The sequence below is a fragment of the Shewanella oncorhynchi genome (genome assembly GCF_030848765.1).
Lineage (GTDB): Bacteria > Pseudomonadota > Gammaproteobacteria > Enterobacterales > Shewanellaceae > Shewanella > Shewanella oncorhynchi.
Genome location: NZ_CP132914.1, coordinates 213,426 through 239,448, shown reverse-complemented (window position 1 = coordinate 239,448; position 26,023 = coordinate 213,426). Strand labels below are relative to the sequence as shown.

General features: G+C 46.2%; 18 protein-coding genes, 6 tRNA genes and 3 rRNA genes. 6 read left to right on the top strand and 21 right to left on the bottom strand.

The features are described from left to right. Nucleotides 1-36: 36 nt before the first annotated feature. The 12 genes from rpoB to RA178_RS01005 form a co-directional block, all read right to left on the bottom strand. Nucleotides 37-4,068, bottom strand: a complete 4,032-nt coding sequence (gene rpoB, locus RA178_RS01060) for a DNA-directed RNA polymerase subunit beta (protein ID WP_105251032.1) — start codon at nucleotides 4,066-4,068, stop codon at nucleotides 37-39. A 243-nt stretch (nucleotides 4,069-4,311) separates the two neighbouring features. Then, on the bottom strand, nucleotides 4,312-4,677 hold the full coding sequence (rplL, locus tag RA178_RS01055; protein WP_105251031.1) for a 50S ribosomal protein L7/L12: 366 nt from the start codon (nucleotides 4,675-4,677) through the stop codon (nucleotides 4,312-4,314). Between the two features lie 54 nt (nucleotides 4,678-4,731). Beyond that, nucleotides 4,732-5,232: a 50S ribosomal protein L10 gene (gene rplJ / locus RA178_RS01050; RefSeq protein ID WP_006083609.1), complete on the bottom strand. Its 501-nt coding sequence runs from the start codon at nucleotides 5,230-5,232 to the stop codon at nucleotides 4,732-4,734. A gap of 268 nt (nucleotides 5,233-5,500) precedes the next feature. Beyond that, nucleotides 5,501-6,202: a 50S ribosomal protein L1 gene (gene rplA / locus RA178_RS01045; protein ID WP_105251030.1), complete on the bottom strand. Its 702-nt coding sequence runs from the start codon at nucleotides 6,200-6,202 to the stop codon at nucleotides 5,501-5,503. Between the two features lie 4 nt (nucleotides 6,203-6,206). After that, the gene (gene rplK, locus RA178_RS01040; RefSeq protein ID WP_006083611.1) at nucleotides 6,207-6,635 is read right to left on the bottom strand and encodes a 50S ribosomal protein L11; all 429 of its coding nucleotides are present in this window, start codon (nucleotides 6,633-6,635) and stop codon (nucleotides 6,207-6,209) included. 127 nt (nucleotides 6,636-6,762) lie between these two features. After that, nucleotides 6,763-7,314, bottom strand: coding sequence for a transcription termination/antitermination protein NusG (gene nusG / locus RA178_RS01035; protein WP_105251029.1), 552 nt, complete (start codon nucleotides 7,312-7,314; stop codon nucleotides 6,763-6,765). Between the two features lie 9 nt (nucleotides 7,315-7,323). After that, nucleotides 7,324-7,695, bottom strand: coding sequence for a preprotein translocase subunit SecE (gene secE, locus RA178_RS01030; protein ID WP_006083613.1), 372 nt, complete (start codon nucleotides 7,693-7,695; stop codon nucleotides 7,324-7,326). 261 nt (nucleotides 7,696-7,956) lie between these two features. Next, nucleotides 7,957-9,141: an elongation factor Tu gene (tuf, locus tag RA178_RS01025; protein WP_105251028.1), complete on the bottom strand. Its 1,185-nt coding sequence runs from the start codon at nucleotides 9,139-9,141 to the stop codon at nucleotides 7,957-7,959. A gap of 117 nt (nucleotides 9,142-9,258) precedes the next feature. After that, nucleotides 9,259-9,334 (bottom strand) — tRNA-Thr (locus tag RA178_RS01020). A gap of 8 nt (nucleotides 9,335-9,342) precedes the next feature. Further along, nucleotides 9,343-9,416 (bottom strand) — tRNA-Gly (locus RA178_RS01015). 38 nt (nucleotides 9,417-9,454) lie between these two features. Beyond that, nucleotides 9,455-9,539, bottom strand: a tRNA-Tyr gene (locus RA178_RS01010). A gap of 8 nt (nucleotides 9,540-9,547) precedes the next feature. Further along, a tRNA-Thr gene (locus RA178_RS01005) sits at nucleotides 9,548-9,623 on the bottom strand. 235 nt (nucleotides 9,624-9,858) lie between these two features. On the opposite strand from RA178_RS01005, the gene coaA reads away from it, so the two are divergent. After that, the gene (gene coaA, locus RA178_RS01000) at nucleotides 9,859-10,809 is read left to right on the top strand and encodes a type I pantothenate kinase (protein ID WP_105251027.1); all 951 of its coding nucleotides are present in this window, start codon (nucleotides 9,859-9,861) and stop codon (nucleotides 10,807-10,809) included. A 27-nt stretch (nucleotides 10,810-10,836) separates the two neighbouring features. Here the strand turns inward: coaA and birA are convergent, their stop codons facing one another. From birA to RA178_RS00965, 7 genes are all read right to left on the bottom strand, one after another. Then, nucleotides 10,837-11,796, bottom strand: coding sequence for a bifunctional biotin--[acetyl-CoA-carboxylase] ligase/biotin operon repressor BirA (gene birA / locus RA178_RS00995; RefSeq protein ID WP_306684158.1), 960 nt, complete (start codon nucleotides 11,794-11,796; stop codon nucleotides 10,837-10,839). Continuing rightward, nucleotides 11,789-12,814 (bottom strand): UDP-N-acetylmuramate dehydrogenase, encoded by a 1,026-nt coding sequence (gene murB / locus RA178_RS00990; RefSeq protein WP_263257269.1) that lies wholly within the window; start codon nucleotides 12,812-12,814, stop codon nucleotides 11,789-11,791. The genes birA and murB overlap by 8 nt, the downstream gene beginning before the upstream one ends. Before the next feature lie 188 nt (nucleotides 12,815-13,002). After that, nucleotides 13,003-13,118: ribosomal RNA gene (gene rrf, locus RA178_RS00985) — 5S ribosomal RNA — on the bottom strand. Between the two features lie 187 nt (nucleotides 13,119-13,305). Then, nucleotides 13,306-16,208 (bottom strand): 23S ribosomal RNA (locus RA178_RS00980). A 362-nt stretch (nucleotides 16,209-16,570) separates the two neighbouring features. Next, a tRNA-Ala gene (locus RA178_RS00975) sits at nucleotides 16,571-16,646 on the bottom strand. 137 nt (nucleotides 16,647-16,783) lie between these two features. Further along, nucleotides 16,784-16,860: transfer RNA gene (locus tag RA178_RS00970), tRNA-Ile, on the bottom strand. 70 nt (nucleotides 16,861-16,930) lie between these two features. Then, nucleotides 16,931-18,473 (bottom strand): 16S ribosomal RNA (locus RA178_RS00965). Together the 16S, 23S and 5S rRNA genes with 2 tRNA genes alongside form the textbook arrangement of a ribosomal RNA operon. Nucleotides 18,474-19,113: 640 nt before the next feature. Between RA178_RS00965 and RA178_RS00960 the strand changes: the two genes are divergently transcribed. Further along, nucleotides 19,114-19,575, top strand: coding sequence for an RNA-binding protein (locus tag RA178_RS00960; RefSeq protein WP_113941557.1), 462 nt, complete (start codon nucleotides 19,114-19,116; stop codon nucleotides 19,573-19,575). A gap of 36 nt (nucleotides 19,576-19,611) precedes the next feature. Here RA178_RS00960 and murI read toward each other — a convergent pair whose 3' ends face one another. Beyond that, on the bottom strand, nucleotides 19,612-20,436 hold the full coding sequence (gene murI / locus RA178_RS00955) for a glutamate racemase (protein ID WP_306684156.1): 825 nt from the start codon (nucleotides 20,434-20,436) through the stop codon (nucleotides 19,612-19,614). 222 nt (nucleotides 20,437-20,658) lie between these two features. Between murI and trmA the strand changes: the two genes are divergently transcribed. Then, on the top strand, nucleotides 20,659-21,756 hold the full coding sequence (gene trmA, locus RA178_RS00950; RefSeq protein WP_306684154.1) for a tRNA (uridine(54)-C5)-methyltransferase TrmA: 1,098 nt from the start codon (nucleotides 20,659-20,661) through the stop codon (nucleotides 21,754-21,756). Between the two features lie 108 nt (nucleotides 21,757-21,864). On the opposite strand, the gene fabR is transcribed toward trmA, so the two are convergent. Next, on the bottom strand, nucleotides 21,865-22,479 hold the full coding sequence (fabR, locus tag RA178_RS00945) for an HTH-type transcriptional repressor FabR (RefSeq protein ID WP_105251021.1): 615 nt from the start codon (nucleotides 22,477-22,479) through the stop codon (nucleotides 21,865-21,867). A 144-nt stretch (nucleotides 22,480-22,623) separates the two neighbouring features. Here fabR and RA178_RS00940 point away from each other — a divergent pair, with 144 nt between their 5' ends. The 3 genes from RA178_RS00940 (at nucleotide 22,624) to mnmH (ending at nucleotide 26,005) form a co-directional block, all read left to right on the top strand. After that, the gene (locus RA178_RS00940; RefSeq protein ID WP_306684152.1) at nucleotides 22,624-23,730 is read left to right on the top strand and encodes an acyl-CoA desaturase; all 1,107 of its coding nucleotides are present in this window, start codon (nucleotides 22,624-22,626) and stop codon (nucleotides 23,728-23,730) included. A gap of 95 nt (nucleotides 23,731-23,825) precedes the next feature. After that, a complete protein-coding gene (gene selD, locus RA178_RS00935; RefSeq protein WP_306684150.1) occupies nucleotides 23,826-24,884 on the top strand; it encodes a selenide, water dikinase SelD in 1,059 nt (352 codons plus the stop codon). Continuing rightward, nucleotides 24,884-26,005, top strand: a complete 1,122-nt coding sequence (mnmH, locus tag RA178_RS00930; RefSeq protein ID WP_306684148.1) for a tRNA 2-selenouridine(34) synthase MnmH — start codon at nucleotides 24,884-24,886, stop codon at nucleotides 26,003-26,005. The genes selD and mnmH overlap by 1 nt, the downstream gene beginning before the upstream one ends. Nucleotides 26,006-26,023 lie beyond the last annotated feature (18 nt).

Here is a 26,023-nt window from a genome sequence, read left to right as displayed (position 1 = left end):
CCATTCTGTTTGCCAAACGCGGCTAAAGGCCTGCGCTTATGCCTGATCCAACTCGATATTAATACCGAGTGAACGGATCTCCTTCAGTAACACGTTGAAGGACTCTGGCATGCCAGGTTGCATCTGATGGTTACCGTCGACGATGTTCTTATACATCTGAGTACGACCGTTAACGTCATCCGATTTAACAGTGAGCATTTCTTGAAGCGTATAAGCGGCACCGTATGCTTCTAGTGCCCACACTTCCATCTCACCGAAACGCTGACCACCAAACTGAGCTTTACCGCCCAGTGGTTGTTGAGTCACTAAGCTGTACGAACCGGTAGAACGGGCGTGCATCTTGTCATCAACTAAGTGGTTCAGTTTGAGCATGTACATGTAACCTACCGTTACTTGACGCTCAAATTCGTTACCGGTACGACCATCAAACAACTTCAACTGACCAGAGGTTGGCAAACCTGCAAGTTCAAGCATCTGCTTGATCTCTTTCTCTTTAGCACCGTCGAATGCAGGAGTTGCAATCGGGATACCGCCTTTCAGGTTAGTCGCAAGACGTAATACTTCATCATCAGTGAATGAATCGATATCGACGCGCTGCTGCACTTCGTCACCTAATTCATAAACTTGCTTGATGTAACCACGAACTTCAGCCAGCTCACGCTGTTCTTCAAGCATCGCAGTGATCTTGTTACCAATGCCTTTGGCAGCGGCGCCCATATGGACTTCAAGTACCTGACCAATGTTCATACGTGATGGAACACCTAGCGGGTTCAATACGATGTCTACTGGGTTACCTTGTTCGTCATATGGCATGTCTTCGATTGGGCAAATCTTAGAGATAACACCCTTGTTACCGTGACGACCCGCCATCTTGTCACCAGGTTGGATAGTACGCTTAACCGCTAAGTAAACCTTAACGATTTTGAGTACGCCTGGCGCCAAGTCATCACCTTGGGTGATCTTGCGACGTTTGATTTCAAACTTCTTATCGAAGTCAGCTTTCAGCTCTTCATGCTGTTCAGCTAATTGCTCAAGTTCAGTTTGTTTTGCTTCATCGTCAATGACTTGAACCAATACATCTTTACGTGGCAACGCAGCAATTTGCGCTTCAGTGAAACCAGCACCGATTAACAGGTTACGCGCACGGCTCAATACACCTTCTTCAAGGATCTTGAACTCTTCACCTAAGTCTTTACGAGCTTGGGCAATGTGCATCTCTTCGATTTCAACTGCACGCTTGTCTTTTTCAACGCCGTCACGGGTAAATACCTGAACGTCGATGATAGTACCCTTAACAGAGTTAGGTACACGCAGTGAACTGTCTTTAACGTCAGACGCTTTCTCACCGAAGATAGCACGGAGTAACTTCTCTTCTGGCGTTAGCTGTGTTTCGCCTTTTGGCGTCACTTTACCAACCAGAATATCGCCGCCCTTCACTTCTGCACCAATGTAAACGATACCTGACTCGTCGAGTTTCGACAGAGCAGATTCACCTACGTTTGGAATATCAGCCGTGATTTCTTCGCTACCCAGTTTGGTATCACGAGCAATACAAGACAGCTCCTGAATGTGGATAGTGGTGAAACGGTCTTCTTGCGCTACGCGCTCAGAAATTAAGATCGAGTCTTCGAAGTTGTAACCGTTCCAAGGCATGAATGCGATACGCATGTTCTGGCCAAGGGCTAAGTCACCTAAGTCAGTAGACGGACCGTCTGCTAACACGTCACCACGAACGACTGGCTCACCAACAGCACAACAAGGGCGTTGGTTGATACAAGTGTTTTGGTTAGAACGGGTGTATTTAGTCAGGTTATAAATGTCGATACCGGCTTCGCCTGGACGCAGCTCATCTTCATTTACTTTAACAACGATGCGGCTCGCATCAACGTAGTCTACAAAACCACCACGTTTAGCAACAACCACAACACCAGAGTCAACAGCCAAAGTACGTTCAATACCAGTACCTACTAGCGGCTTTTCAGAGCGCAGTGTGGGTACGGCTTGACGTTGCATGTTCGCACCCATCAAGGCACGGTTAGCATCGTCGTGTTCTAAGAATGGGATCAGCGACGCAGCAACAGAAATAATCTGTTGTGGCGAAACGTCCATATACTGGATGTCAGCAGCGCGCATAAAGGTCGATTCACCTTTATGACGACAAGCAATTTGCTCTTCTGCCATACGACCGCTAGCGTCAACTTCGATGTTCGCCTGTGCAATCACATAACGACCTTCTTCGATTGCTGACAAGTATTCCACTTCGTCAGTAATCACGCCGTCGATAACCTTGCGGTATGGCGTTTCTAGGAAGCCGTAAGAGTTAGTACGGGCAAAACTTGCTAATGAGTTGATTAGACCAATGTTTGGACCTTCAGGGGTCTCAATTGGACATAAACGACCATAATGCGTTGGATGTACGTCGCGGACTTCGAAGCCTGCACGTTCACGAGTCAAACCACCTGGGCCAAGAGCAGAAATACGACGCTTATGCGTTACTTCTGACAGCGGGTTGTTTTGGTCCATGAATTGTGACAGCTGAGAAGAACCGAAGAACTCTTTCACTGCAGCAGAAATTGGCTTAGCGTTGATCAAGTCTTGTGGCATCAGCTCATTCAGATCGCCTAAAGACAGACGTTCACGCACGGCGCGCTCAACACGGACTAAACCAACACGGAATTGGTTTTCAGCCATTTCACCGACGCTACGAATACGACGGTTACCTAAGTGATCGATGTCATCGACTTCGTCGAAACCGTTACGGATATGAATGATGTTCTTCATTACCGCGACGATGTCTTCTTTAGACAATACACCGCTACCTTCGTCATCAGGAATGCTGAGACGACGGTTGAACTTCATACGACCTACTTTAGACAGGTCATAACGCTCTTCACTGAAGAACAAGTTCTGGAATAGCGCTTCGGCAGCATCTTTGGTTGGTGGCTCGCCAGGACGCATCATACGATAGATCTCAACCAGCGCTTCTAAGCGGTTAGTGGTTGAATCGATACGCAGCGTATCTGAAATATAAGCACCATGATCTAGCTCGTTGATATACAACGTGCTGATATCTTTAATACCGGCCAATGATAGTTTAGCCAGATCTTCTAAGCTAATTTCACTGTTGGCAGAGACTAAAACTTCACCCGTGTCCGGATCGATATAATCTTGAGCAGCATATTTGCCCACGATATATTCAACTGGCACTTCAAGCTCAGTGGTATTAGTCTTTTCTAACTGACGAATGTGACGCGCAGTAATACGACGTCCCGCTTCAACCAGTACAGAACCTTCAGCATCCTTGATGTCATAGCTGGCAGTTTCGCCACGCAGACGTTCAGGCACCAAAGACATGACCAGAGTATCTTTCTTGATCTTGAACTCAACGCGTTCGAAGAACAGATCGAGGATCTCTTGAGTAGAATATTCTAATGCACGTAACATGATGGTCGCAGGCAATTTACGGCGACGGTCAATACGCACAAATAGTGCATCTTTAGGATCGAATTCAAAGTCAAGCCATGAACCACGGTAAGGAATAATACGTGCGTTATACAGCACCTTACCTGATGAGTGGGTTTTACCACGGTCATGATCAAAGAACACGCCTGGAGAACGGTGTAATTGAGATACGATTACACGCTCAGTACCGTTGATAACAAAAGTACCGTTATCCGTCATCAATGGGATATCACCCATGTAGACTTCTTGTTCTTTAATATCTTTTACTGTGCCCGCCGCAGCTTCACGGTCATACAACACCATGCGTAATTTAACGCGTAGTGGAGCTGAATACGTAACACCACGGATCTGACACTCTTTCACATCAAAAACAGGCTCGCCAAGCTTATAGCTGACGTATTGCAGTTCTGAGTTACCAGAAAAGCTCTTGATGGGAAAAACGCTACGGAAGGCGGCTTCTAAACCGCGCTCACCGGTAGGATCTTGATCGGTGAACTTCTTAAAAGAGTCTAGCTGGATAGACAATAAATAAGGGATATCCAAAACTTTTGGACGCTTACCAAAGTCTTTGCGAATACGCTTCTTTTCAGAATAGGAGTAAACCATGGGTTTCCTCTGCTTACGAGATGTGACCAAGACTGAATAAATAACTTAAGTTATTAGAATTCAGCACGTTTGCCCATCACCGTTGATGGCAAGAACCTAACCAGTAATCTCTGCTAGGGACTGCAAAATTTGGCGACAAACGGTGAAAAAAAATCGCCAGCGCATATAGCGCAAAAAAGGCCGACGGTTAAAAAACCGCCAGCCTCCACCCAAGTGGCTTGGGTGAGCAAGCTAAATAATAGCTTACTTAATTTCTACAGAAGCACCAGCTTCAGTAAGTTCTTTCTTCAGAGCTTCAGCTTCTTCTTTAGAAACGCCTTCTTTAACTGCTACTGGAGCAGCTTCAGACATAGCTTTAGCTTCTTTCAGGCCTAAACCAGTTGCGCCACGGATGGCTTTAATAACTGCAACTTTGTTGTCGCCGTGAGCAGTCAGAACTACGTTGAATTCTGTTTGTTCTTCAACAACAACTGCTTCTGCACCGCCAGAAACAACAGCAGCAGCGGCAGAAACGCCGAACTTCTCTTCCATAGCTTCGATCAGTTCAACAACTTCCATTACAGACATAGCTGCAAAGGCTTCTAAGATTTGGTCTTTAGTGATAGACATAACAAATGTTTCCTATTGTTCTGAATTCAATTTTATTAAGCAGCCAGCTTGAAATTAAGCGGCTTCTTGTTTTTGATCGCGCAGGGCGGCCAGTGTACGAACGAACTTGCCAGCAGATGCTTCTTTCATAGTCATCATTAACTGAGCTAGTGCTTCTTCGTATGTTGGCAGTTTCGCCAAACGATCAATTTCAGCTGCAGGGATGAAATTCCCTTCAAAGGCTGCGCCTTTAACTTCGAAGTTAGCTTGTTCTTTAGCAAAGTCTTTTAACAGACGTGCTGCAGCACCTGGGTGCTCTAAAGAAAAAGCAATCAAAGTTGGGCCAGTGAACGTTTCTGCTAGGCACTCAAAAGCAGTACCTTCAACAGCACGACGAGCTAGCGTGTTACGTACTACACGTACATATACACCAGCTTCGCGAGCTTTTTTACGCAGACCGGTCATAGCACCTACAGTCACACCGCGAGAATCAGCGGCAACTGCAGATAGCGCACCTTTGGCAGCTTCGTTGACTTCAGCAACAATCGCTTTTTTGTCTTCGAGTCTTAATGCCATTGGCTTTACTCCTGGATTCTACCTAGGGTATTCCCTAGTATTTACCATACTAAATACTTATGTATTTAGTGACTTACGGTGCAGATTATCCAGTAAAAAATTTTAGCTGGGGCCTGACACCGTCTACGCAGGAAATTAAGTTATTTTTACAAAAAACACCTGCGGTCTTGGACGGAAACCTGAGTTAAACTCCGCCTAAACGAGAGATAAAACAGGCTTCAACCCACAAAGTGCGCGCATTATAGACTAATGCACCCGCTTTGTAAAATTATAGAGTTGTTTCAAGCGTAGCTTGATCAACTGCAACACCTGCACCCATAGTGGTAGAGATGCTGATCTTTTTCACGAAAATGCCTTTAGCAACTGCTGGCTTAGCCTTTTTCAGTGCTGACACTAACGCTTCCAAGTTTTCTTTCAATTGAACTGGTGTGAAATCCACTTTACCGATAGTAGTGTGGATAATACCGTTCTTGTCGTTACGGTAACGAACTTGACCCGCTTTGGCGTTCTTAACAGCTTCAGCAACGTTTGGCGTTACTGTACCTGTTTTAGGGTTAGGCATTAAACCACGTGGGCCTAAGATTTGACCTAACATACCAACAACGCGCATTGCATCTGGAGATGCGATAACTACGTCAAAGTTCATTTCACCGGCTTTGATTTTCTCAGCCAGATCATCCATACCAACTAGCTCAGCGCCAGCAGCTTTAGCAGCTTCAGCATTTGCACCTTGTGTAAATACTGCAACGCGAACGTCACGACCTGTACCGTGTGGCAACACTGTTGCACCACGAACGTTTTGGTCAGATTTACGTGGGTCAATACCCAGGTTAACTGCTACGTCTACACTTTCAACGAATTTTGCAGTTGCTAATTCTTTTAACAGAGCAACAGCTTCGTTGATATCGTAGCTTTTAGTACCGTCAACTTTTTCGCGAATTACGCGCATGCGTTTAGTTAGCTTTGCCATTATATTAATCCTCTACAACCAAACCCATTGAACGCGCAGTACCTTCGATTGAGCGAGTCATCGCTTCAATGTCAGCACCAGTCATATCGGCAGCTTTCAGTTCAGCAATTTCTTGAACTTTAGCGCGAGCGATAGTACCCACTTTCTGAGTGTTTGGACGTGGAGAACCTGATTTCAGGCCTGCAGCAGTCTTCAGTAAGTAAGACGCTGGAGAAGTCTTAGTTTCAAAAGTGAATGAACGGTCACTGTAAACAGTGATCACGACTGGAATAGGCATGCCTTTTTCCATTTTTTCTGTACGGGCGTTAAACGCTTTACAGAATTCCATGATGTTCACACCTTTTTGACCCAAAGCTGGACCAACTGGTGGTGATGGGTTCGCAGAACCGGATTTTACTTGTAGCTTAATATAAGCATCAATCTTCTTTGCCATCTGACATTTCCTCAGTTTGGGTTCAAACGCGCATCAGCGACATGCTGACATGCTCCCCCGAAAACAACGGGTGCGAATTATATAGAAATTCGCACCCGTTGCCAAACGGATTTTGTAGTTTATTTAATCAGCCTTTTTCAACTTGACTAAAATCAAGTTCAACAGGCGTAGAACGACCAAAGATCATCACTGATACTTTCACGCGGCTCTTGTCATAATCCACTTCTTCAACGGTACCGTTAAAATCAGCAAATGGACCATCACACACACGTACCACTTCACCAGGCTCAAATATGGTTCTATGAGTCGGTGACGCTGTCGTTTCTTGTAAGCGACGCAGAATTGCATCAGCTTCTTTATCTGAAATTGGGGCAGGACGATCAGACGTTCCGCCAATAAAGCCTAAAACACGCGGGATGCTTTTGACTAAATGCCAGCTGTCATCGTTCATTTCCATCTGGACTAACACATAGCCAGGGAAAAACTTACGTTCGCTCTTGCGACGCTGACCTGCACGCATTTCGATGACTTCTTCAGTCGGAACCAATACTTCACCGAAGTATGCTTCCATGCCATGCATTTTAATATATTCAATCAGTGACTTACAAACTCGGCCTTCATAGCCTGAGAATGCCTGCACTACATACCATCTTTTTTTAGCTTCTTTAGCTTCAGTCATTCGAGGTGCCTATACGCCAGTGATAAAATTGACAATTCGCATTAACACAGCATCCATACCCCAAAGGATAAGGGCTAAGATACCTGTTGCTGCAAGGACAATAAAAGTGGTGTTTAGCGCTTCTTGACGCGTCGGCCATACAACCTTGCGCACTTCGATATGCGCTTCACGGGCAAAAGCTAACGCTTTTTTACCTTTTACAGTCTGAAGCGCAATAAAACCAGCAATAGCGAATGCAACGATAACACTAAGCGCACGTATGACGGCACTGGCTTCGCTATACATTTGATTGCCAATAACAGCAGCGGCTAGCAATACAATCACTAAACCCCACTTCACGATATCCAGAGAATTGTTCTGGTTTTCAGTATTTGTTGTCATCGGTTTTTCCGTTACTCAATACGGCCTGAGCTTAGAGCACATTAATTGACGGGCATAATCCCACATCACTCTGCATTTCCGAACACCCTTAGAAACGCAAAATAGCATAAGCTCAGGGTCAAAAATCGGCCATAGATTGTATTCTTATTCGACTTTGTAAGCAAGGATGCGAATCCCATGCAAACCACAAAACCTATGAAATAATCCACTTAAACAAAAAAGGAAGCCGAAGCTTCCTTTTCAAACTAATTTCTATCGCAATTAAGCGATGATTTTAGCTACTACACCAGCACCAACTGTACGACCACCTTCACGGATTGCGAAGCGTAAACCTTCGTCCATCGCGATTGGGCAAATCAGAGTCACTACCATTTTGATGTTGTCGCCAGGCATTACCATCTCTACGCCTTCTGGCAGTTCGATAGTACCGGTTACGTCAGTTGTACGGAAGTAGAACTGTGGACGGTAGCCTTTGAAGAATGGAGTGTGACGTCCGCCTTCTTCTTTTGACAGAACATAAACTTCTGATTCAAAAGTGGTGTGTGGGTTGATTGAACCTGGTTTAGCCAATACTTGACCACGTTCTACGTCATCACGCTTAGTACCACGTAATAACACACCACAGTTCTCACCTGCACGACCTTCGTCAAGCAGTTTACGGAACATTTCTACACCAGTACACGTTGTTTTAGTCGTTGTGCGAACACCAACGATTTCAACTTCGTCACCCACTTTAACAATACCACGCTCAACACGACCAGTAACTACTGTACCACGGCCTGAAATTGAGAATACGTCTTCGATTGGCAGTAGGAACGGCTTATCGATATCACGTTGTGGTTCTGGAATGTAAGAATCCAGTGCTGCGGCTAATTCAAGGATCTTAGCTTCCCACTCTGGTTGACCTTCTAGGGCCTTCAGAGCTGAACCTTGGATTACTGGTAAATCATCACCTGGGAAATCGTATTCTGACAGAAGTTCACGCACTTCCATTTCGACCAATTCCAGTAACTCTTCGTCATCTACCATGTCACATTTGTTCATGAATACGATGATGAAAGGTACGCCAACCTGACGAGAAAGCAGGATGTGCTCACGAGTCTGTGGCATTGGACCGTCTGTAGAGGCAACTACTAGAATCGCGCCGTCCATCTGTGCAGCACCAGTGATCATGTTTTTAACATAGTCAGCGTGGCCTGGGCAGTCTACGTGTGCGTAGTGACGTGAAGGCGTGTCATATTCGATGTGAGAGGTATTGATCGTAATACCGCGCTCACGCTCTTCTGGAGCGTTATCGATTTGAGAGAAGTCTTTAGCTTCGCCACCGTAGGTCTTAGCCAGTACGTGAGAGATAGCTGCAGTCAGTGTGGTTTTACCATGGTCAACGTGACCAATGGTGCCCACGTTTACATGGGGCTTAATACGTTCAAATTTAGCTTTAGCCATGGTAATGCCTCAGTCCAAGATTCTTGGTGATGAAAACTAACATATAGAAAAAATCCGATGCATTAAAATGACATCGAACCGATTATGTTTAGGCGTAGGAGCTAAATTTAGAGAGGCTGGTGCTGATAGGCAGATTCGAACTGCCGACCTCACCCTTACCAAGGGTGTGCTCTACCAACTGAGCCATATCAGCAACTAATTTGGAGCGGACAGCGGGAATCGAACCCGCGTTATCAGCTTGGAAGGCTGGAGTAATACCATTATACGATGTCCGCGCAACCTAACTAAGGCTACCTAACTACCTAGAAAAAAGTGGTGGAGGGAGAAGGATTCGAACCTTCGAAGGCTGAGCCGTCAGATTTACAGTCTGATCCCTTTGGCCACTCGGGAACCCCTCCACAGAAAATGGTGCCGGCACCAAGAGTCGAACTCGGGACCTACTGATTACAAGTCAGTTGCTCTACCAACTGAGCTATGCCGGCATTATCATTTCGGAACGGGATATTAGGTAAATGCGCTCCCAAGTGCAAGTAAAAAACGCCTATTTACGTAAAAAAAGCGCTTGAACGGTGTTTTTTTACACGTTATCCAACTTTGACGGCCAATTAAACAGCGAATACATCAAACGGTAACGGAAACACGACTGCAATCACCCATTTAGTATTGTTCCAAATAATCTCATAGTGTACTGTGCCTTTCCTAAGCTGAGGAAAGCCAATGACTTCTAAAAATTCAATTCAAAAAGCACTCTATCTCGCCTTCGAGCGCCTGCAATGGTCTGAGTTACGAGATTCAGTGCCGTTGACACTGAGTGAGCAAGACTTGGAGAACCTTAGAGGCATAAATGAAAAGATTTCCTTATCGGAAGTGACTGATATTTATCTTCCCCTTAGCCGACTACTGAATTTGATCGTTAAAGCTAAGCAACAACGAGGCTTAGTGGTTGATGAATTCCTCGGTCAAAAACCATCAAAAAGTCCTTACATCATTAGTATTGCTGGTAGTGTCGCCGTCGGAAAGAGCACCACAGCACGTATTTTGCAAGCTTTACTACGACACTGGCCTGAACACCCAAAAGTTGATTTGGTGACAACAGATGGTTTTTTGTATCCTCTTGCGGACTTAAAACGTAAAGGACTATTACAGCGTAAGGGATTTCCAGAAAGTTACGATATGAAAATGCTGGTTGAGTTTATCTCCGCCGTGAAATCCGGTCAGCCACATGTCAAAGCCCCTATCTATTCACACGTCACCTATGACCGCGTTAAGAATCAGCATCAAACCGTTTCTCAGCCAGACATCTTAATTTTAGAAGGCTTGAATGTATTGCAGACTGGACTCGACTCACCCGTTGATACCCGTCGTCCTTTTGTCTCCGATTTTGTCGACTTTTCTATTTATGTCGATGCAGAAGAACCTTTGCTAAAACAATGGTATAAAGAACGATTTTTGCAGTTCCGCTCTGGTGCATTCAGTGACAAAAAATCTTATTTTCATCACTATTCGACGCTAACCGATGATGAGGCCAATACGATTGCCGCCAATATTTGGGACACAATCAATGGCCCAAACCTACAACTTAACATTCAACCGACCCGTGAGAGGGCCCATTTGATCCTGCAGAAAGGTCAGGATCATTTGATGTCCCACGTGCTGATGCGCAAATAGCCTTATGTAAAATTGACTCTTGGGTACTTAGCGTGCCCTTAAGCTAATTTCACCGCCGATAAATGCTTGAACACCGTCGGCGGTTTCGAGCAATACTGCACCTTGCTCATCAACGCCTCGACAAATTCCTTCGACAGACTTTTCCCCCATAAGCAAACGTATTTCACGACCATAAAATAAGTCTGCGGCTTGCCAACGAGTCTTGAATGCAGCTAATCCTTCACGCTCAAATAGCTGAATATCACGCTTAAGCTGCTTCTGTAATGCAATAACAAGCGCCGTCTTGTCAGGCATATCGACCAACTCTGACAAATCACTCCAAGGCTGATCGATACCTTTACCTTGCTCCTCGGACATAGCCATATTGACACCAACACCTATGATAAGCTGGCACTGGCTATCAGCCTGACCCGACATCTCAATCAAGATCCCGGCAAGCTTCTTGTTATCCAAATAGATGTCATTGGGCCACTTAACACCAATATTCTCGACGCCAAAAGATTTAAGCACTTCAACCAATGTACAGGCCACCACTAAACTTAATCCCATTGCCTGCGCCATTCCCTGCGGGAAAGTCCAAAACAGCGAGAAATATAAGTGATGCCCATAGGGCGACACCCAAGTCCTGCCTCGACGACCACGACCTGCGGATTGATACTCTGCCACACACACATCACCATTCTTCAATTCAGTAATATGGTCCAGCAAAAAACCGTTGGTGCTTGCTATCTCATCAAAGTAAAAGCAACGATTATCAATTGATTGCACTAAACGTGAAGCATCAATCAAAGAAATAGGATTCGCTAACTTATAGCCGCGACCTTTGACGCTATAAATTGCCACACCATAGGTTTCTAGCGCATCGATGTGCTTATTCACTGCGGCACGCGAAATCCCAAGTTCAGTGGCTAACTGCTCGCCTGAAACAAATTGCCCGCTAGATAATAAAGCTAATATCTGGCGTTTTCTTCCCCAATGATCAGACATGCAAATCTCCTTCACCGTTAGCCCCGATGATTCTAGGTTCAGCTTCTAGCACGACACCAAATTTATCCCGTACTTGCGCAATAACATGCAGCGCTAGGCGGCAAATATCATGCCCCGTTGCTCCGCCTCGATTCACTAACACTAAGGCTTGCTTGTCATGCACCGCCACATTGCCGAGCACAAAACCTTTCAGTCCCGCTTGTTCAATCAACCAGCCTGCCGCCAATTTCACTGTTGCATCCGCTTGTGCGTAGCCCACTATCGTCGGAAAACGCTGTGCTAAATCTAGATAACAGGCTGCGCTTACAATGGGGTTTTTAAAGAAACTGCCTGCATTGCCGAGCACAGCGGGATCAGGAAGCTTTTCACTTCGTACTTGGCATACACGCTCAAAAATCTCATACGCTGTAACGGTTGCGGGGTCAAACGATTGCAATGGACCATAGGCCAAACGCGGTTGCCAACGTTTAGCTAAGCGCAGTCCAACAGCAGTGACTACAGCGAGATTGCGCAATTTGTCTTTGAAAATAGACTCACGGTAAGCAAATTGACACTCAACTGTACTGATGCGCACAAACTCACCTGAGGGTAAATCAAGATACTCAACCCAATCACACACATCACATAGTTCAACACCATAAGCGCCAATATTCTGAATAGGTGCTGCGCCAACCGTCCCAGGAATTAATGCCATATTCTCCAGCCCAAACATGCCATGCTCGAGCGTAAACTGAATTAACTCGTGCCAATTCTCACCCGCCTCAACATCGAGATAAAATGCTTCTGTGTCTTCAGATACTTTTATTCCTTTCGATAAAATCCTGACAACTGTGCCGTTAAAGTCCTCCGTAAAGACCAGATTGCTACCGCCACCAAGCACCAACATAGGCAATTGCTGTTGCCATAGTGGCACACATATCGCCTTAACAGCTTCTTTTGAGTGCGCCTCAACAAGATCCGCGCAAGACTGGGCTAAACCAAAGGAATTAAATGATTGAAGGCTATGAGATAGAGACATGTGTTTGTTCAATGACGACAAAAACGTATTGTAACTGCTAAAAGCGAGGATTGCAGCTCATGCTAGAGAAGATGGCAGGATGAAGAACTGAGAGAAAAGCAGGAAAATCAGTCCAATTAACAAATTGCAGACGCAAAAAAGCCAGCTTATTCAGCTGGCTTGGTTACATCTCAATGAGATAATTAGGCGCTTGGCGATGACCTACTCTCACATGGGGAGACCCCACACTACCATCGGCGCGTTTGCGTTTCACTTCTGAGTTCGGGATGGGATCAGGTGGTTCCACAAGGCTATTGTCACCAAGCAAATTCTGTTTATTACCGTGTCCATCTCTGGACCACGTTAATAATAATTCGGAAAGCTGATTTTCTTTGAGTCTTTAACTTTATCAAGCATCTGTATTCTGTCTAAGGCTTTTCGTACGACCTCCATGGAAGGAGGAAGTGCTAGAAAATGTCTGGAACATTTTCAGTAAAACCCATCTGGGTTGTATGGTTAAGCCTCTCGAGTCATTAGTACATGTTAGCTCAACGCCTCACAACGCTTACACACCATGCCTATCAACGTCCTAGTCTCGAACGGCTCTTTAGAGGAATTAAATTCCTAGGGATGACTCATCTTAGGGCTCGCTTCCCGCTTAGATGCTTTCAGCGGTTATCGATTCCGAACGTAGCTACCGGGCAATGCCATTGGCATGACAACCCGAACACCAGCGGTTCGTCCACTCCGGTCCTCTCGTACTAGGAGCAGCTCCCTTCAATCATCCAACGCCCACGGCAGATAGGGACCGAACTGTCTCACGACGTTCTGAACCCAGCTCGCGTACCACTTTAAATGGCGAACAGCCATACCCTTGGGACCGACTTCAGCCCCAGGATGTGATGAGCCGACATCGAGGTGCCAAACACCGCCGTCGATATGAACTCTTGGGCGGTATCAGCCTGTTATCCCCGGAGTACCTTTTATCCGTTGAGCGATGGCCCTTCCATTCAGAACCACCGGATCACTATGACCTACTTTCGTACCTGCTCGACGTGTATGTCTCGCAGTTAAGCTGGCTTATGCCATTGCACTAACCGTACGATGTCCGACCGTACTTAGCCAACCTTCGTGCTCCTCCGTTACTCTTTGGGAGGAGACCGCCCCAGTCAAACTACCCACCAGGCACTGTCCCTAATCCCGATAAGGGACCTAGGTTAGAACATCAAAACTACAAGGGTGGTATTTCAAGGACGACTCCATCATGACTAGCGTCACAACTTCATAGTCTCCCACCTATCCTACACATGTAGGTTCAATGTTCAGTGCCAAGCTATAGTAAAGGTTCACGGGGTCTTTCCGTCTAGCCGCGGGTATACGGCATCTTCACCGCAATTTCAACTTCACTGAGTCTCGGCTGGAGACAGCGTGGCCATCATTACGCCATTCGTGCAGGTCGGAACTTACCCGACAAGGAATTTCGCTACCTTAGGACCGTTATAGTTACGGCCGCCGTTTACCGGGGCTTCGATCATGAGCTTCTCTTGCGATAACCCAATCAATTAACCTTCCGGCACCGGGCAGGCGTCACACCGTATACTTCCTCTTGCGAGTTTGCACAGTGCTGTGTTTTTGATAAACAGTTGCAGCCACCTGGTATCTGCGACTCCCGTCAGCTTAGAGAGCAAGTCTCATCACCAACAGGAGCGTACCTTCTCCCGAAGTTACGGTACCATTTTGCCTAGTTCCTTCAGCCGAGTTCTCTCAAGCGCCTTGGTATTCTCTACCCGACCACCTGTGTCGGTTTGGGGTACGATTCCCACTAACCTGAAGCTTAGAAGATTTTCCTGGAAGCATGGCATCAACTACTTCAGTCCCTTAGGACCTCGTCATCATCTCTCAGTGTGTACATTTAAGTACGTGTCCCCGGATTTGCCTAAGAACACCACCTACCACCTTAAACGCGGACTACCAACGCCGCGCTAGCCTAGCCTTCTCCGTCTCTCCATCGCAGTTAGCGGAAGTACAGAAATATTAATCTGTTTCCCATCGATTACGCCTTTCGGCCTCACCTTAGGGGTCGACTCACCCTGCCCCGATTAACGTTGGACAGGAACCCTTGGTCTTTCGGCGAGGGGGTTTTTCACCCCCTTTATCGTTACTCATGTCAGCATTCGCACTTCTGATACCTCCAGCGTGGGTTACCCCTTCACCTTCAACGGCTTACAGAACGCTCCTCTACCGCGCACAGTAAACTGTGCACCCGTAGCTTCGGTGACTAGCTTAGCCCCGTTACATCTTCCGCGCAGGCCGACTCGACTAGTGAGCTATTACGCTTTCTTTAAATGATGGCTGCTTCTAAGCCAACATCCTAGCTGTCTAAGCCTTCCCACATCGTTTCCCACTTAGCTAGTACTTTGGGACCTTAGCTGACGGTCTGGGTTGTTTCCCTTTTGACGACGGACGTTAGCACCCGCCGTCTGTCTCCCGAGTAGTACTCATTGGTATTCGGAGTTTGCAAAGGGTTGGTAAGTCGGGATGACCCCCTAGCCTTAACAGTGCTCTACCCCCAATGGTATTCGCTCGAGGCGCTACCTAAATAGCTTTCGAGGAGAACCAGATATCTCCCGGTTTGATTGGCCTTTCACCCCCAGCCACAAGTCATCCGCTAATTTTTCAACATTAGTCGGTTCGGTCCTCCAGTTGATGTTACTCAACCTTCAACCTGCCCATGGCTAGATCACCGGGTTTCGGGTCTACACCTTGCAACTAAACGCGCAGTTAACACTCGGTTTCCCTACGGCTCCGCTATTCGCTTAACCTCGCTACAAAATGTAAGTCGCTGACCCATTATACAAAAGGTACGCAGTCACGGTCTCAAGAACCGCTCCCACTGCTTGTACGTATACGGTTTCAGGTTCTATTTCACTCCCCTCACAGGGGTTCTTTTCGCCTTTCCCTCACGGTACTGGTTCACTATCGGTCAGTCAGGAGTATTTAGCCTTGGAGGATGGTCCCCCCATATTCAAACAGGATGTCACGTGTCCCGCCTTACTCGTTTTCATCAATGGTTAGTTTTCATGTACGGGGCTATCACCCTGTGCCGCTGCGCTTTCCAACGCATTCCACTAACACCCCACTGACTTAAGGGCTAATCCCCGTTCGCTCGCCGCTACTAGGGGAATCTCGGTTGATTTCTTTTCCTAAGGGTACTTAGATGTTTCAGTTCCCCTCGTTCGCCTCGCAACACTATGTATTCATGTTGCGATAACAGCTTATGCTGCTGGGTTCCCCCATTCGGACATCGTTAGCTCAAATGCTTGTTACTAGCTCGCCAACGCTTTTCGCAAGTTACTACGTCCTTCATCGCCTCTGACTGCCAAGGCATCCACCGTATACGCTTAGTCGCTTAACCATACAACCCAAATGAGTTTCACTCACCTGCGCCGCATTGCGACCAGCTTGGTTTTACTTGTCTCACTTCTGACCAAAGAAGTGGACGCGCCTTAGACGTAAACTATGCAACTAAGCATAATTTACTATTGAATATTCAAGACACTTAATAAAGTGTTTGAGAACTCATGTTCAATGCTTTCGCATTAAACGTTTTGTAATTAATCACATGACAGACTCATGCAATTAAATACTATCAGCTTTCCAAATTGTTAAAGAGCGGGCTTAAAAAAGCCAAAGATAATTTTTAAGTTTATCTTTGGCATCTCTATCCATAGTGCATATGCCTTATTACTTTGCAATAAAGTCAGAATAAGGTGTAAATGGTGGAGCTATGCGGGATCGAACCGCAGACCTCCTGCGTGCAAGGCAGGCGCTCTCCCAGCTGAGCTATAGCCCCATTTACATGCAGTGCGAGTAAGTAAGATGTTCCAAACCTCTAAAAGGATTGGTTTGCCAATCATTTCTTATCAAGGCGGACAGTGGCGACGTTTAGTTCACTAAACGAGTCACTTTCCAACGCTGAGAAGGAAGGATTGGTGGGTCAGAGTGGACTTGAACCACCGACCTCACCCTTATCAGGGGTGCGCTCTAACCAGCTGAGCTACAGACCCATCTTTTACTCTTTCTTCTATCAAGCAAATCTGTGTGAACACTCAACAAACATTAAGTTAGTCGTATAGGTAAGGAGGTGATCCAGCCCCAGGTTCCCCTAGGGCTACCTTGTTACGACTTCACCCCAGTCATGAACCACAAAGTGGTGAGCGCCCCCCCGAAGGTTAAGCTACCCACTTCTTTTGCAGCCCACTCCCATGGTGTGACGGGCGGTGTGTACAAGGCCCGGGAACGTATTCACCGTGGCATTCTGATCCACGATTACTAGCGATTCCGACTTCATGGAGTCGAGTTGCAGACTCCAATCCGGACTACGACGAGCTTTGTGAGATTAGCTCCACCTCGCGGCTTTGCAACCCTCTGTACTCGCCATTGTAGCACGTGTGTAGCCCTACTCGTAAGGGCCATGATGACTTGACGTCGTCCCCACCTTCCTCCGGTTTATCACCGGCAGTCTCCCTAGAGTTCCCACCATTACGTGCTGGCAAATAAGGATAGGGGTTGCGCTCGTTGCGGGACTTAACCCAACATTTCACAACACGAGCTGACGACAGCCATGCAGCACCTGTCTCACGGTTCCCGAAGGCACTAAGCTATCTCTAGCGAATTCCGTGGATGTCAAGAGTAGGTAAGGTTCTTCGCGTTGCATCGAATTAAACCACATGCTCCACCGCTTGTGCGGGCCCCCGTCAATTCATTTGAGTTTTAACCTTGCGGCCGTACTCCCCAGGCGGTCTACTTAATGCGTTAGCTTGAGAGCCCAGTGTTCAAGACACCAAACTCCGAGTAGACATCGTTTACGGCGTGGACTACCAGGGTATCTAATCCTGTTTGCTCCCCACGCTTTCGTGCATGAGCGTCAGTCTTTGTCCAGGGGGCCGCCTTCGCCACCGGTATTCCTCCAGATCTCTACGCATTTCACCGCTACACCTGGAATTCTACCCCCCTCTACAAGACTCTAGTTCGCCAGTTCGAAATGCTATTCCTAGGTTGAGCCCAGGGCTTTCACATCTCGCTTAACAAACCGCCTGCGCACGCTTTACGCCCAGTAATTCCGATTAACGCTCGGACCCTCCGTATTACCGCGGCTGCTGGCACGGAGTTAGCCGGTCCTTCTTCTGTAGGTAACGTCACAGATATAACGTATTAAGTTACACCCTTTCCTCCCTACTGAAAGTGCTTTACAACCCGAAGGCCTTCTTCACACACGCGGCATGGCTGCATCAGGGTTTCCCCCATTGTGCAATATTCCCCACTGCTGCCTCCCGTAGGAGTCTGGGCCGTGTCTCAGTCCCAGTGTGGCTGATCATCCTCTCAGAACAGCTAGGGATCGTCGCCTTGGTGAGCCATTACCTCACCAACTAGCTAATCCCACCTAGGTTCATCCAATCGCGGAAGGCCCGAAGGTCCCCTCCTTTCCCCCGTAGGGCGTATGCGGTATTAGCAGTCGTTTCCAACTGTTATCCCCCTCGACTGGGCAGATCCCTAGGCATTACTCACCCGTCCGCCGCTCGCCGCCTCAGGAGTAAACTCCCTTGCGCTGCCGCTCGACTTGCATGTGTTAGGCCTGCCGCCAGCGTTCAATCTGAGCCATGATCAAACTCTTCAATTAAAGTTTTGTTGTTTGACTTTCGTCAAACGGCTCAATGAATTCTGATTTTTTGTTTCTAGCTAAAAGAAACAAACTGTACATATTACTATGAACACTCATTGTTACATTGATTTAAATTTTTGACTGCCAACCCGAAGGTTAAGCAGTTTCGATTAACTCAACACCTGTGAGTGTCCACACAGATTTGCTTGATAAATTGTTAAAGAGCGTTGACAACACACTGAGTTTTCAGCGGGTCAGGGCTGCGTATTCTACGCATTCCCGTTAGTGCGTCAAGTAGTTTTTTAAACTTTCTCAACACTCATCGTTTAGCTTGCTAACCGATGAACTGCTTGGCTTTCTTTGCTTAACTTGCGTTTCGCTGTCTGCCGTGTCAGTGGATGCGCATTATAGGGAGATTGAGAAAGTCCGCAAGGGCTTTTTATCGATCATTGAATCGCACGTCGATATTTTAAACGTTATGACCATTTTTTAGCTTATAAGCTCTATTTATCGGAGATAAGTAAGGTTTTTTATCTAATAATTGATAATTCACGCTCAATATTTCAGCAATGGTCTAGTGTAAAAGTAAATAATTCATTACCATATACTTGCTGTTAACAGTTATTTATCAATTTCCCATTCATCAGAGAGCATTCTTATGCAAAAGTCATTTCTTATTGTCTTGATTGTCGCCATTATTGGCGCAGTAGCACTATCTCAGTTCGCAACGCCATTATCAGCTATTGCTTTTGTCGCTGGCGCTATCATTGCAAGTCTTGTTTTTAAATTTGTTCCAGAGACTTCATCATCTCATGCTTCAGAAGAACAATATGTTGGCCCTACTATGACCTTATATGTAGGTAACCTGCCTTATCGTGTTCATGAGGGTGAAGTAAAAGTATTATTTGGCGAATTTGGTCCAGTAAACTCTGTGCGTTTAGTCAGAGATCGTAAGACGGGTCGTCGTAAAGGTTTTGGTTTTGTGGAGATGTCAGAATCAGGCGCTCAGAAAGCCATGGTTAAACTGAATGACTATAGTTTCCAAGAAAGAACCTTAAAAGTAAGAGAAGCAAAAACACAAGATTCGGAAGCTGCCGACCGTACAGGGACAGACGAGTAGTATTACCGCTTAAACTGTTTTGCTTTATTTTGTAATTTAGTTGGTTGTGGTGATTCGTTCGATAGTTGAAAAGCCACAATCAATTAATGTTGTTGTTAAGCCTTCACTGATTTCCGCTTTAGTATAGAACGCCTGCATTACTGACTGCCCTACTGCTTCTCTCTCATTTGTTACTCTGCGCTCCTCCACAATAAGATTCTGTTGCGTTAAAAGAGTCACGACTCGCTTAGCTATCGCAGCGCCAGAATCCATTAGTTTTACGCCCGCACCGAGCACTTGTTGTAATTCAGCTTTGATCATAGGGAAATGAGTGCAACCTAGTACGAGAACATCCAATTGTGCGGCAACGACTGGTGCGAGTAACTGTGCCAATCTATGCATATCCAACATTCCAGTCGCCACTTTTTGTTCTGCCATCATCACTAATTCAGAACAACCAAAGAGTTCGACATGGCAATCATCAGCAAATTGGCTGATGAGTTCATGGGTATAATGACGCTTAACTGTGCCTGGTGTAGCCAAGAGTCCAATACGTTTACTCTTAGACATTAGAGCGGCGGGTTTAATGGCAGGGACAACACCTACGACAGGGACAGAAAGATGTGCACGCAATGCCGGTAATACAACAGTACTTGCAGTATTGCAGGCAACGACCACTATCATTGCATTGGTACGAGCCACTATATCGCATACTAATTCGACACAGCCAGAAATTAATACCTGCTCTTCCAACTCACCATAGGGCAACCTAGCATTGTCGAAAAGATAGCAATAGTCGCTATGGGGTAAACTCTTACGGATTTCAGCCAGAACAGATAGGCCACCAATCCCAGAATCAAACACTAATATAGGTCGCGACAAGCGAATCTCCAGTTTCGGATATATAGATAAACTATACAGATTGGACGCATTAACGATTCGATGGCTGCTTTACCGACGGAATCCAGCCAAATACCATAGAACCACATTCAAGTGCGCGGATTTTCCCATAGCTTTGCGAAAACAGCAAAAGCAAGATACTGGACATTCGTGTCACCTAGTATAATATTTGCGCCCCAATTTACAGCAACGGTGAATCAAACAATGAACTTAGCAGCAATGGACCCTCAGACTTATGATGCGCAGTTAGAACACAAGCGTATCAAGCTAGAACAAGCCTTTGCCCAATTTGAAACACCGAGTGTTGAAGTTTTTGCCTCAGAGCCAGCTAACTACCGTATGCGCGCCGAATTCCGCATGTGGCATGATGGTGACGACTTATACTATTACATGTTTGATAAGGTATTGAATGATAAGGTTCGCTGCGATCAATACTTACCAGCTAGCGTGCTCATCAATCAAATGATGTCGGCCTTAATCGCCGAACTGAAACCGAATCCGAGTCTAAGGCACAAATTGTTCCAAGTGGATTTTTTGTCGACTTTAAGCGGCGAGATTTTAGTGTCACTGCTGTATCACAGACAGCTTGATGACCAATGGCGCGCCGAAGCGACCACTCTTAAAGCCAGATTGAGCAGCCAATTTAAGGTCAATATCATCGGCCGTGCCCGTAAGCAAAAAATCGATTTAGATAAAGACTTTGTTGTTGAGTCACTGCAAGTAAACGACAAAGTGTTTCACTATAAACAAATTGAGAACAGCTTCACCCAACCCAATGCCAAAGTAGCGATCAAGATGTTGGAATGGGCGATTGATGTGACTCAAAATAGCCAAGGGGATTTACTCGAGCTGTATTGTGGTAATGGCAACTTCTCTATCGCACTGGCGCAAAACTTTAATCGCGTATTGGCCACAGAACTGGCCAAGCCTTCAGTGGATGCAGCCCAATACAATATCGAAATCAACGGCATTGATAATCTGCAAATTATCCGCATGTCGGCGGAAGACTTTAGCGATGCCATGGCGAAGAAACGCAGCTTTAGACGTTTAGAAGGTATCGATCTTGACAGCTATGTTTGCAACACCATTTTTGTTGACCCACCACGCGCGGGGATTGATCCTGATACGCTGGCGTTAGTTCAAGGTTATGAGCGGATTTTGTATATTTCCTGCAACCCTGAAACCTTAAAAGATAACCTGCAACAACTGAACGAAACCCATAAGGTGACCCGCTTTGCCTTGTTTGATCAGTTCCCTTACACAGATCACATGGAAACGGGTGTACTACTCGAGCGTCGTTAATCACTTCAGATACACTGAGCTCGACTGCAGAACACTTAAACGTAAATTCGCTAAAAAATAATGGAGCCTTAGGCTCCATTATTTTAGTGAATCTGCATCTCACTCAGATTAGCGGTGTTCAACCTTATGCTGCAAAGCCTCGGCGCCTTTGGCGACCATGCGCAATTGCATGACTAATTGATCGGCAAGAATTTTACGGTCAGCCCGTTTCATATCTAATGCGGAAGCGCCGGCATTAAACACCAGTGTCACTAAAGCTTCAGCCTGTGCACGGGCTAGCAAGGGGGTTCGACCCGCTTTGGCTTCGGTATAATGAGCCAATTCAGAAATAAAATGCTCAATTTCGCGGGCAACTGCCGCACGGAATGCTGCCGAGGTTCCAGAGCGTTCATGCAATAAAATACGGAATACGTTTGGATTAGAATCAAGCACTTCCATAAAGGTATCAACGGAAATACGGATCACACTGCCACCCACTTCAGCTCGCTGACGGCCTTTACGCATCATCTGCCTTAGGGTTAACCCGCCCTCATCCACCATAGTAAGACCAAGTTCGTTCATATCTTTAAAATGGCGATAAAAAGATGTCGGCGCGATATTAGCTTCCCGAGCAACCTCTCGCAAACTCAGACTTGAGAAACTGCGCTCAGCACTTAGCTGATTAAAGGCCGCATCGACTAAAGCTCTGCGAGTTTTCTCTTTTTGCTGTGCTCGAATACCCATTCTTAAATCCGCTAACTGAATGTAATAACGCGATAATACCGCTTTTAGGCATTAAACACAGCCCCATCGTCCTTGACCAAACAATATAGCTAAGCTAAATTAGCTTACAGATGTACGCTCAAAAGCGAATTTTGGAAACCTATAATGAAAAAACCCCCTATCATCTGGCTTAATGTCAGTCTGTTTGCCATCACTTTCCTCAGTGCGGTAATTTTAGTTCCATGGCGCGGTATTGTTCACGGCTATGGTGCCAGTGAATGGATCGCTTTTATTGTTTTAGCCTTTGCCAGTGGCCTGTCAATCACCGCAGGTTATCACAGACTCTGGTCACACAAGGCCTATAAAGCCCATCCAGCGGTGCGTTTTATATATGCCCTTGGTGGTGCTTTAGCATTACAAAACAGTGCATTGCACTGGGCATCTGATCACAGAGTTCACCACAAACACGTAGATGATAACGACAAAGACCCGTACTCTGCCAAAATGGGATTCTGGTACAGCCATATCGGTTGGATGCTGCGAGAGTATCAGTCGCAACGCTATCACGATTATCAAAATGTGCGTGATCTGCAAAATGACCGTATTGTCATGTGGCAACACAAACATTACCTCGCACTCGTGTTGCTGATGAACATTGGACTGCCTGCACTGCTTGGTTGGCTCAATGGTGACGTGCTGTCTATGTTATTGATGGCGGGTTTATTGCGTTTAGTGGTGGTGCATCACTGCACTTTCTTTATCAACTCTTTAGCCCACGTGTGGGGCAGCCAGCCTTATACCGATAAGAATACCGCCCGCGATAATGGCTTCTTGGCCATGTTGACCTACGGTGAGGGTTATCATAATTTCCATCATATTTTCGAAAATGACTATCGTAATGGCATTAAATGGTGGCACTACGATCCGACCAAATGGTTGATTAAATCATTATCTTTATTAGGTTTAGCTAAAGATTTGCGTAAGAGTCCACAGGAACGTATCGAGAGCGCACGCTTACAGATGCAGTTATTACGTACCAAGCGGAAGGTTAATAACCTGCCTAATGCTGATGAAATTATTGAAAAAATCCAAGCAGAGTATGAGTTATTAAAGCAGCACTTAATGGATTACTATCAAGCACAGAAAACCTTGCTTGAGGCCAAGCGTAAACAACTTGTCGATCAGCAACTATTGCAACAAGTTGAAGAGCTAAAGGCGCGTTTCTTAGTCCAGCAAAAACATTGGCGCAGCCTGACCGCAACTTATAGCTAAGCCACAATTCTGCCCGAAAGTCATACGGCCACCTTGCATGGTGGCCGTATCTGATTATGATGATGCCTTAATCACTTAAATAGGCTGTTGAGATCATGTCAGATTCCCCAGTTACACTCCCAGAATCAATCAAGCTAACAGAATATAGTCATGGCGCAGGTTGTGGCTGCAAAATATCCCCTAAAGTGCTCAGCACTATCTTAGCCTCGCAATTACCTGTATTTACCGATCCAAATCTGCTGGTTGGTAATCAGAGCCGCGACGATGCTGCAGTGTACAAACTCAATGATGACATAGGCATCATTAGCACTACCGATTTTTTTATGCCAATTGTTGACGATCCATTCACCTTCGGTCGTATCGCAGCGACCAATGCGATCAGCGATATTTATGCCATGGGCGGCACGCCTATTATGGCGATTGCAATTTTAGGTTGGCCAATCAATAAACTACCCGCAGAAATCGCACAGCAAGTGGTCGATGGCGGCAGACAAGCCTGCATGGAAGCGGGGATCATGCTAGCCGGTGGTCATAGCATAGACGCACCCGAACCTATTTTTGGTCTCGCGGTTACCGGGCAAATTGCCTTAAGTGATTTAAAACAGAATGATACCGCTAAAGCCGGCGATCGTTTATATCTCACTAAACCTATCGGCATTGGTATTTTAACCACAGCGCAAAAACAGAAAAAACTCCGCGATGAAGATAGTCTCATTGCGGTAAATGCCATGTGCCAACTCAATACTATAGGCGCGACCATTGCAAAAATTAGCGGTGTAAATGCCCTGACCGATGTCACAGGTTTTGGACTGGCGGGACACTTACTCGAAATGTGCCAAGGCGCCAACCTCACTGCGAAGCTTAAATTTGATGCAGTGCCATTGTTACCACGCGCCTTAGATTATTTGGCCTTAGGTTGTGTTCCTGGCGGAACTCACCGTAATTACGATAGTTATGGCGAGCATCTCCCCGAGCTCAGCGAGCATCAAAAAGCGATACTGTGTGATCCGCAAACCAGTGGTGGCCTGTTAGTTGCCGTCTCGGCCGCAGCTGAAGCGGAATTAATTGCCCTACTCAATACGAACCACATCGCCCCAATCTGCATTGGGTCACTGGAAACACCAACCACTGCAGCGAATGTGGTGTTGTGCTGATGCCAAGCGCTATTATAGCCGCAGAGCAATATCGGGAAATGTTCCTCAACCAACATCCCATAATGGATGTGCGAGCGCCCATAGAGTTTACTCGGGGCGCGTTTTCCAACTCGACCAACTTGCCCTTGATGCTGGATAGTGAAAGGGAAAAGGTCGGTACTTGTTATAAGCAATTTGGTCAGCAAGCCGCGATTGCATTAGGTCATTCACTAGTGAATGGTCCCATCAAGCAACAGAGAATCGAGGCTTGGGCTAGCTATGTTAAAGCCAATCCTAATGCTTACCTTTATTGCTTTCGCGGCGGCTTGCGCTCGCAACTCACTCAACAATGGCTCAAAGAAGCGGGTATCGAAGTCCCTTATATTCAAGGTGGCTATAAGGCCATGCGCCAATATCTGATTGGCGTGATTGAAGCGGCACCGACTCAGCAACCGTTATTGAGTTTGAGCGGGATGACGGGCTGCGGTAAAACCGATTTTCTACTGCAGCGTAAAGAAGCGGTTGATCTTGAAGGGATCGCCAATCACAGAGGCTCTAGTTTTGGAAAGAATATCGACCCACAGCCAACGCAGATTAACTTTGAAAATCAACTCGCCATTGCCTTGCTACAGCACCAAACAAGTGGCGCGGCGTGTTTACTGCTCGAAGATGAAAGCTTCCTGATTGGGCGCTCGGCACTGCCGCAGACATTTTACAATGCCATGCAAGCCGCTAATGTTTTAGTGCTAGAAGAGTCGGATGATGCGAGGCTCGAACGCTTACGCTATGAATATGTGCATAAAATGTATAGCGGCTTCTGTGAGCGCCTAGGGCCGGGAGCAGGTTTTGCGGCATTTAGCGAATATCTATTGCAAAGTTTAGTGAGCATTCGCAAACGTCTAGGCGGAAAACAACATCAAGAACTGCAAGATTTGATGCAACAAGCCCTCGATCAACAAATCAACCAGAATGACACTTCGCTGCACTTAGTCTGGATAAACCTGTTATTGCACAAGTATTACGATCCTATGTATCAATACCAATTACAGAAAAAGTCCGAACGTGTTCTTTTTAAAGGCTCACATCAAGCGATGCATGAGTGGTTGGATAGCCATAAAAATGATAATAAAGCCGCACAATAACTGTGCGGCTAGTACGCT

Bases quoted from the DNA above. Each gene is read 5' to 3' on its own strand.
- rpoB (WP_105251032.1), bottom strand. From the start codon at position 4,068: ATGGTTTACTCCTATTCTGAAAAGAAGCGTATTCGCAAAGACTTTGGT.
- rplL (WP_105251031.1), bottom strand. From the start codon at position 4,677: ATGTCTATCACTAAAGACCAAATCTTAGAAGCCTTTGCAGCTATGTCT.
- rplJ (WP_006083609.1), bottom strand. From the start codon at position 5,232: ATGGCATTAAGACTCGAAGACAAAAAAGCGATTGTTGCTGAAGTCAAC.
- rplA (WP_105251030.1), bottom strand. From the start codon at position 6,202: ATGGCAAAGCTAACTAAACGCATGCGCGTAATTCGCGAAAAAGTTGAC.
- rplK (WP_006083611.1), bottom strand. From the start codon at position 6,635: ATGGCAAAGAAGATTGATGCTTATATTAAGCTACAAGTAAAATCCGGT.
- nusG (WP_105251029.1), bottom strand. From the start codon at position 7,314: ATGACTGAAGCTAAAGAAGCTAAAAAAAGATGGTATGTAGTGCAGGCA.
- secE (WP_006083613.1), bottom strand. From the start codon at position 7,695: ATGACAACAAATACTGAAAACCAGAACAATTCTCTGGATATCGTGAAG.
- tuf (WP_105251028.1), bottom strand. From the start codon at position 9,141: ATGGCTAAAGCTAAATTTGAACGTATTAAGCCCCATGTAAACGTGGGC.
- coaA (WP_105251027.1), top strand. From the start codon at position 9,859: ATGACTTCTAAAAATTCAATTCAAAAAGCACTCTATCTCGCCTTCGAG.
- birA (WP_306684158.1), bottom strand. From the start codon at position 11,796: ATGTCTGATCATTGGGGAAGAAAACGCCAGATATTAGCTTTATTATCT.
- murB (WP_263257269.1), bottom strand. From the start codon at position 12,814: ATGTCTCTATCTCATAGCCTTCAATCATTTAATTCCTTTGGTTTAGCC.
- RA178_RS00960 (WP_113941557.1), top strand. From the start codon at position 19,114: ATGCAAAAGTCATTTCTTATTGTCTTGATTGTCGCCATTATTGGCGCA.
- trmA (WP_306684154.1), top strand. From the start codon at position 20,659: ATGAACTTAGCAGCAATGGACCCTCAGACTTATGATGCGCAGTTAGAA.
- fabR (WP_105251021.1), bottom strand. From the start codon at position 22,479: ATGGGTATTCGAGCACAGCAAAAAGAGAAAACTCGCAGAGCTTTAGTC.
- RA178_RS00940 (WP_306684152.1), top strand. From the start codon at position 22,624: ATGAAAAAACCCCCTATCATCTGGCTTAATGTCAGTCTGTTTGCCATC.
- selD (WP_306684150.1), top strand. From the start codon at position 23,826: ATGTCAGATTCCCCAGTTACACTCCCAGAATCAATCAAGCTAACAGAA.
- mnmH (WP_306684148.1), top strand. From the start codon at position 24,884: ATGCCAAGCGCTATTATAGCCGCAGAGCAATATCGGGAAATGTTCCTC.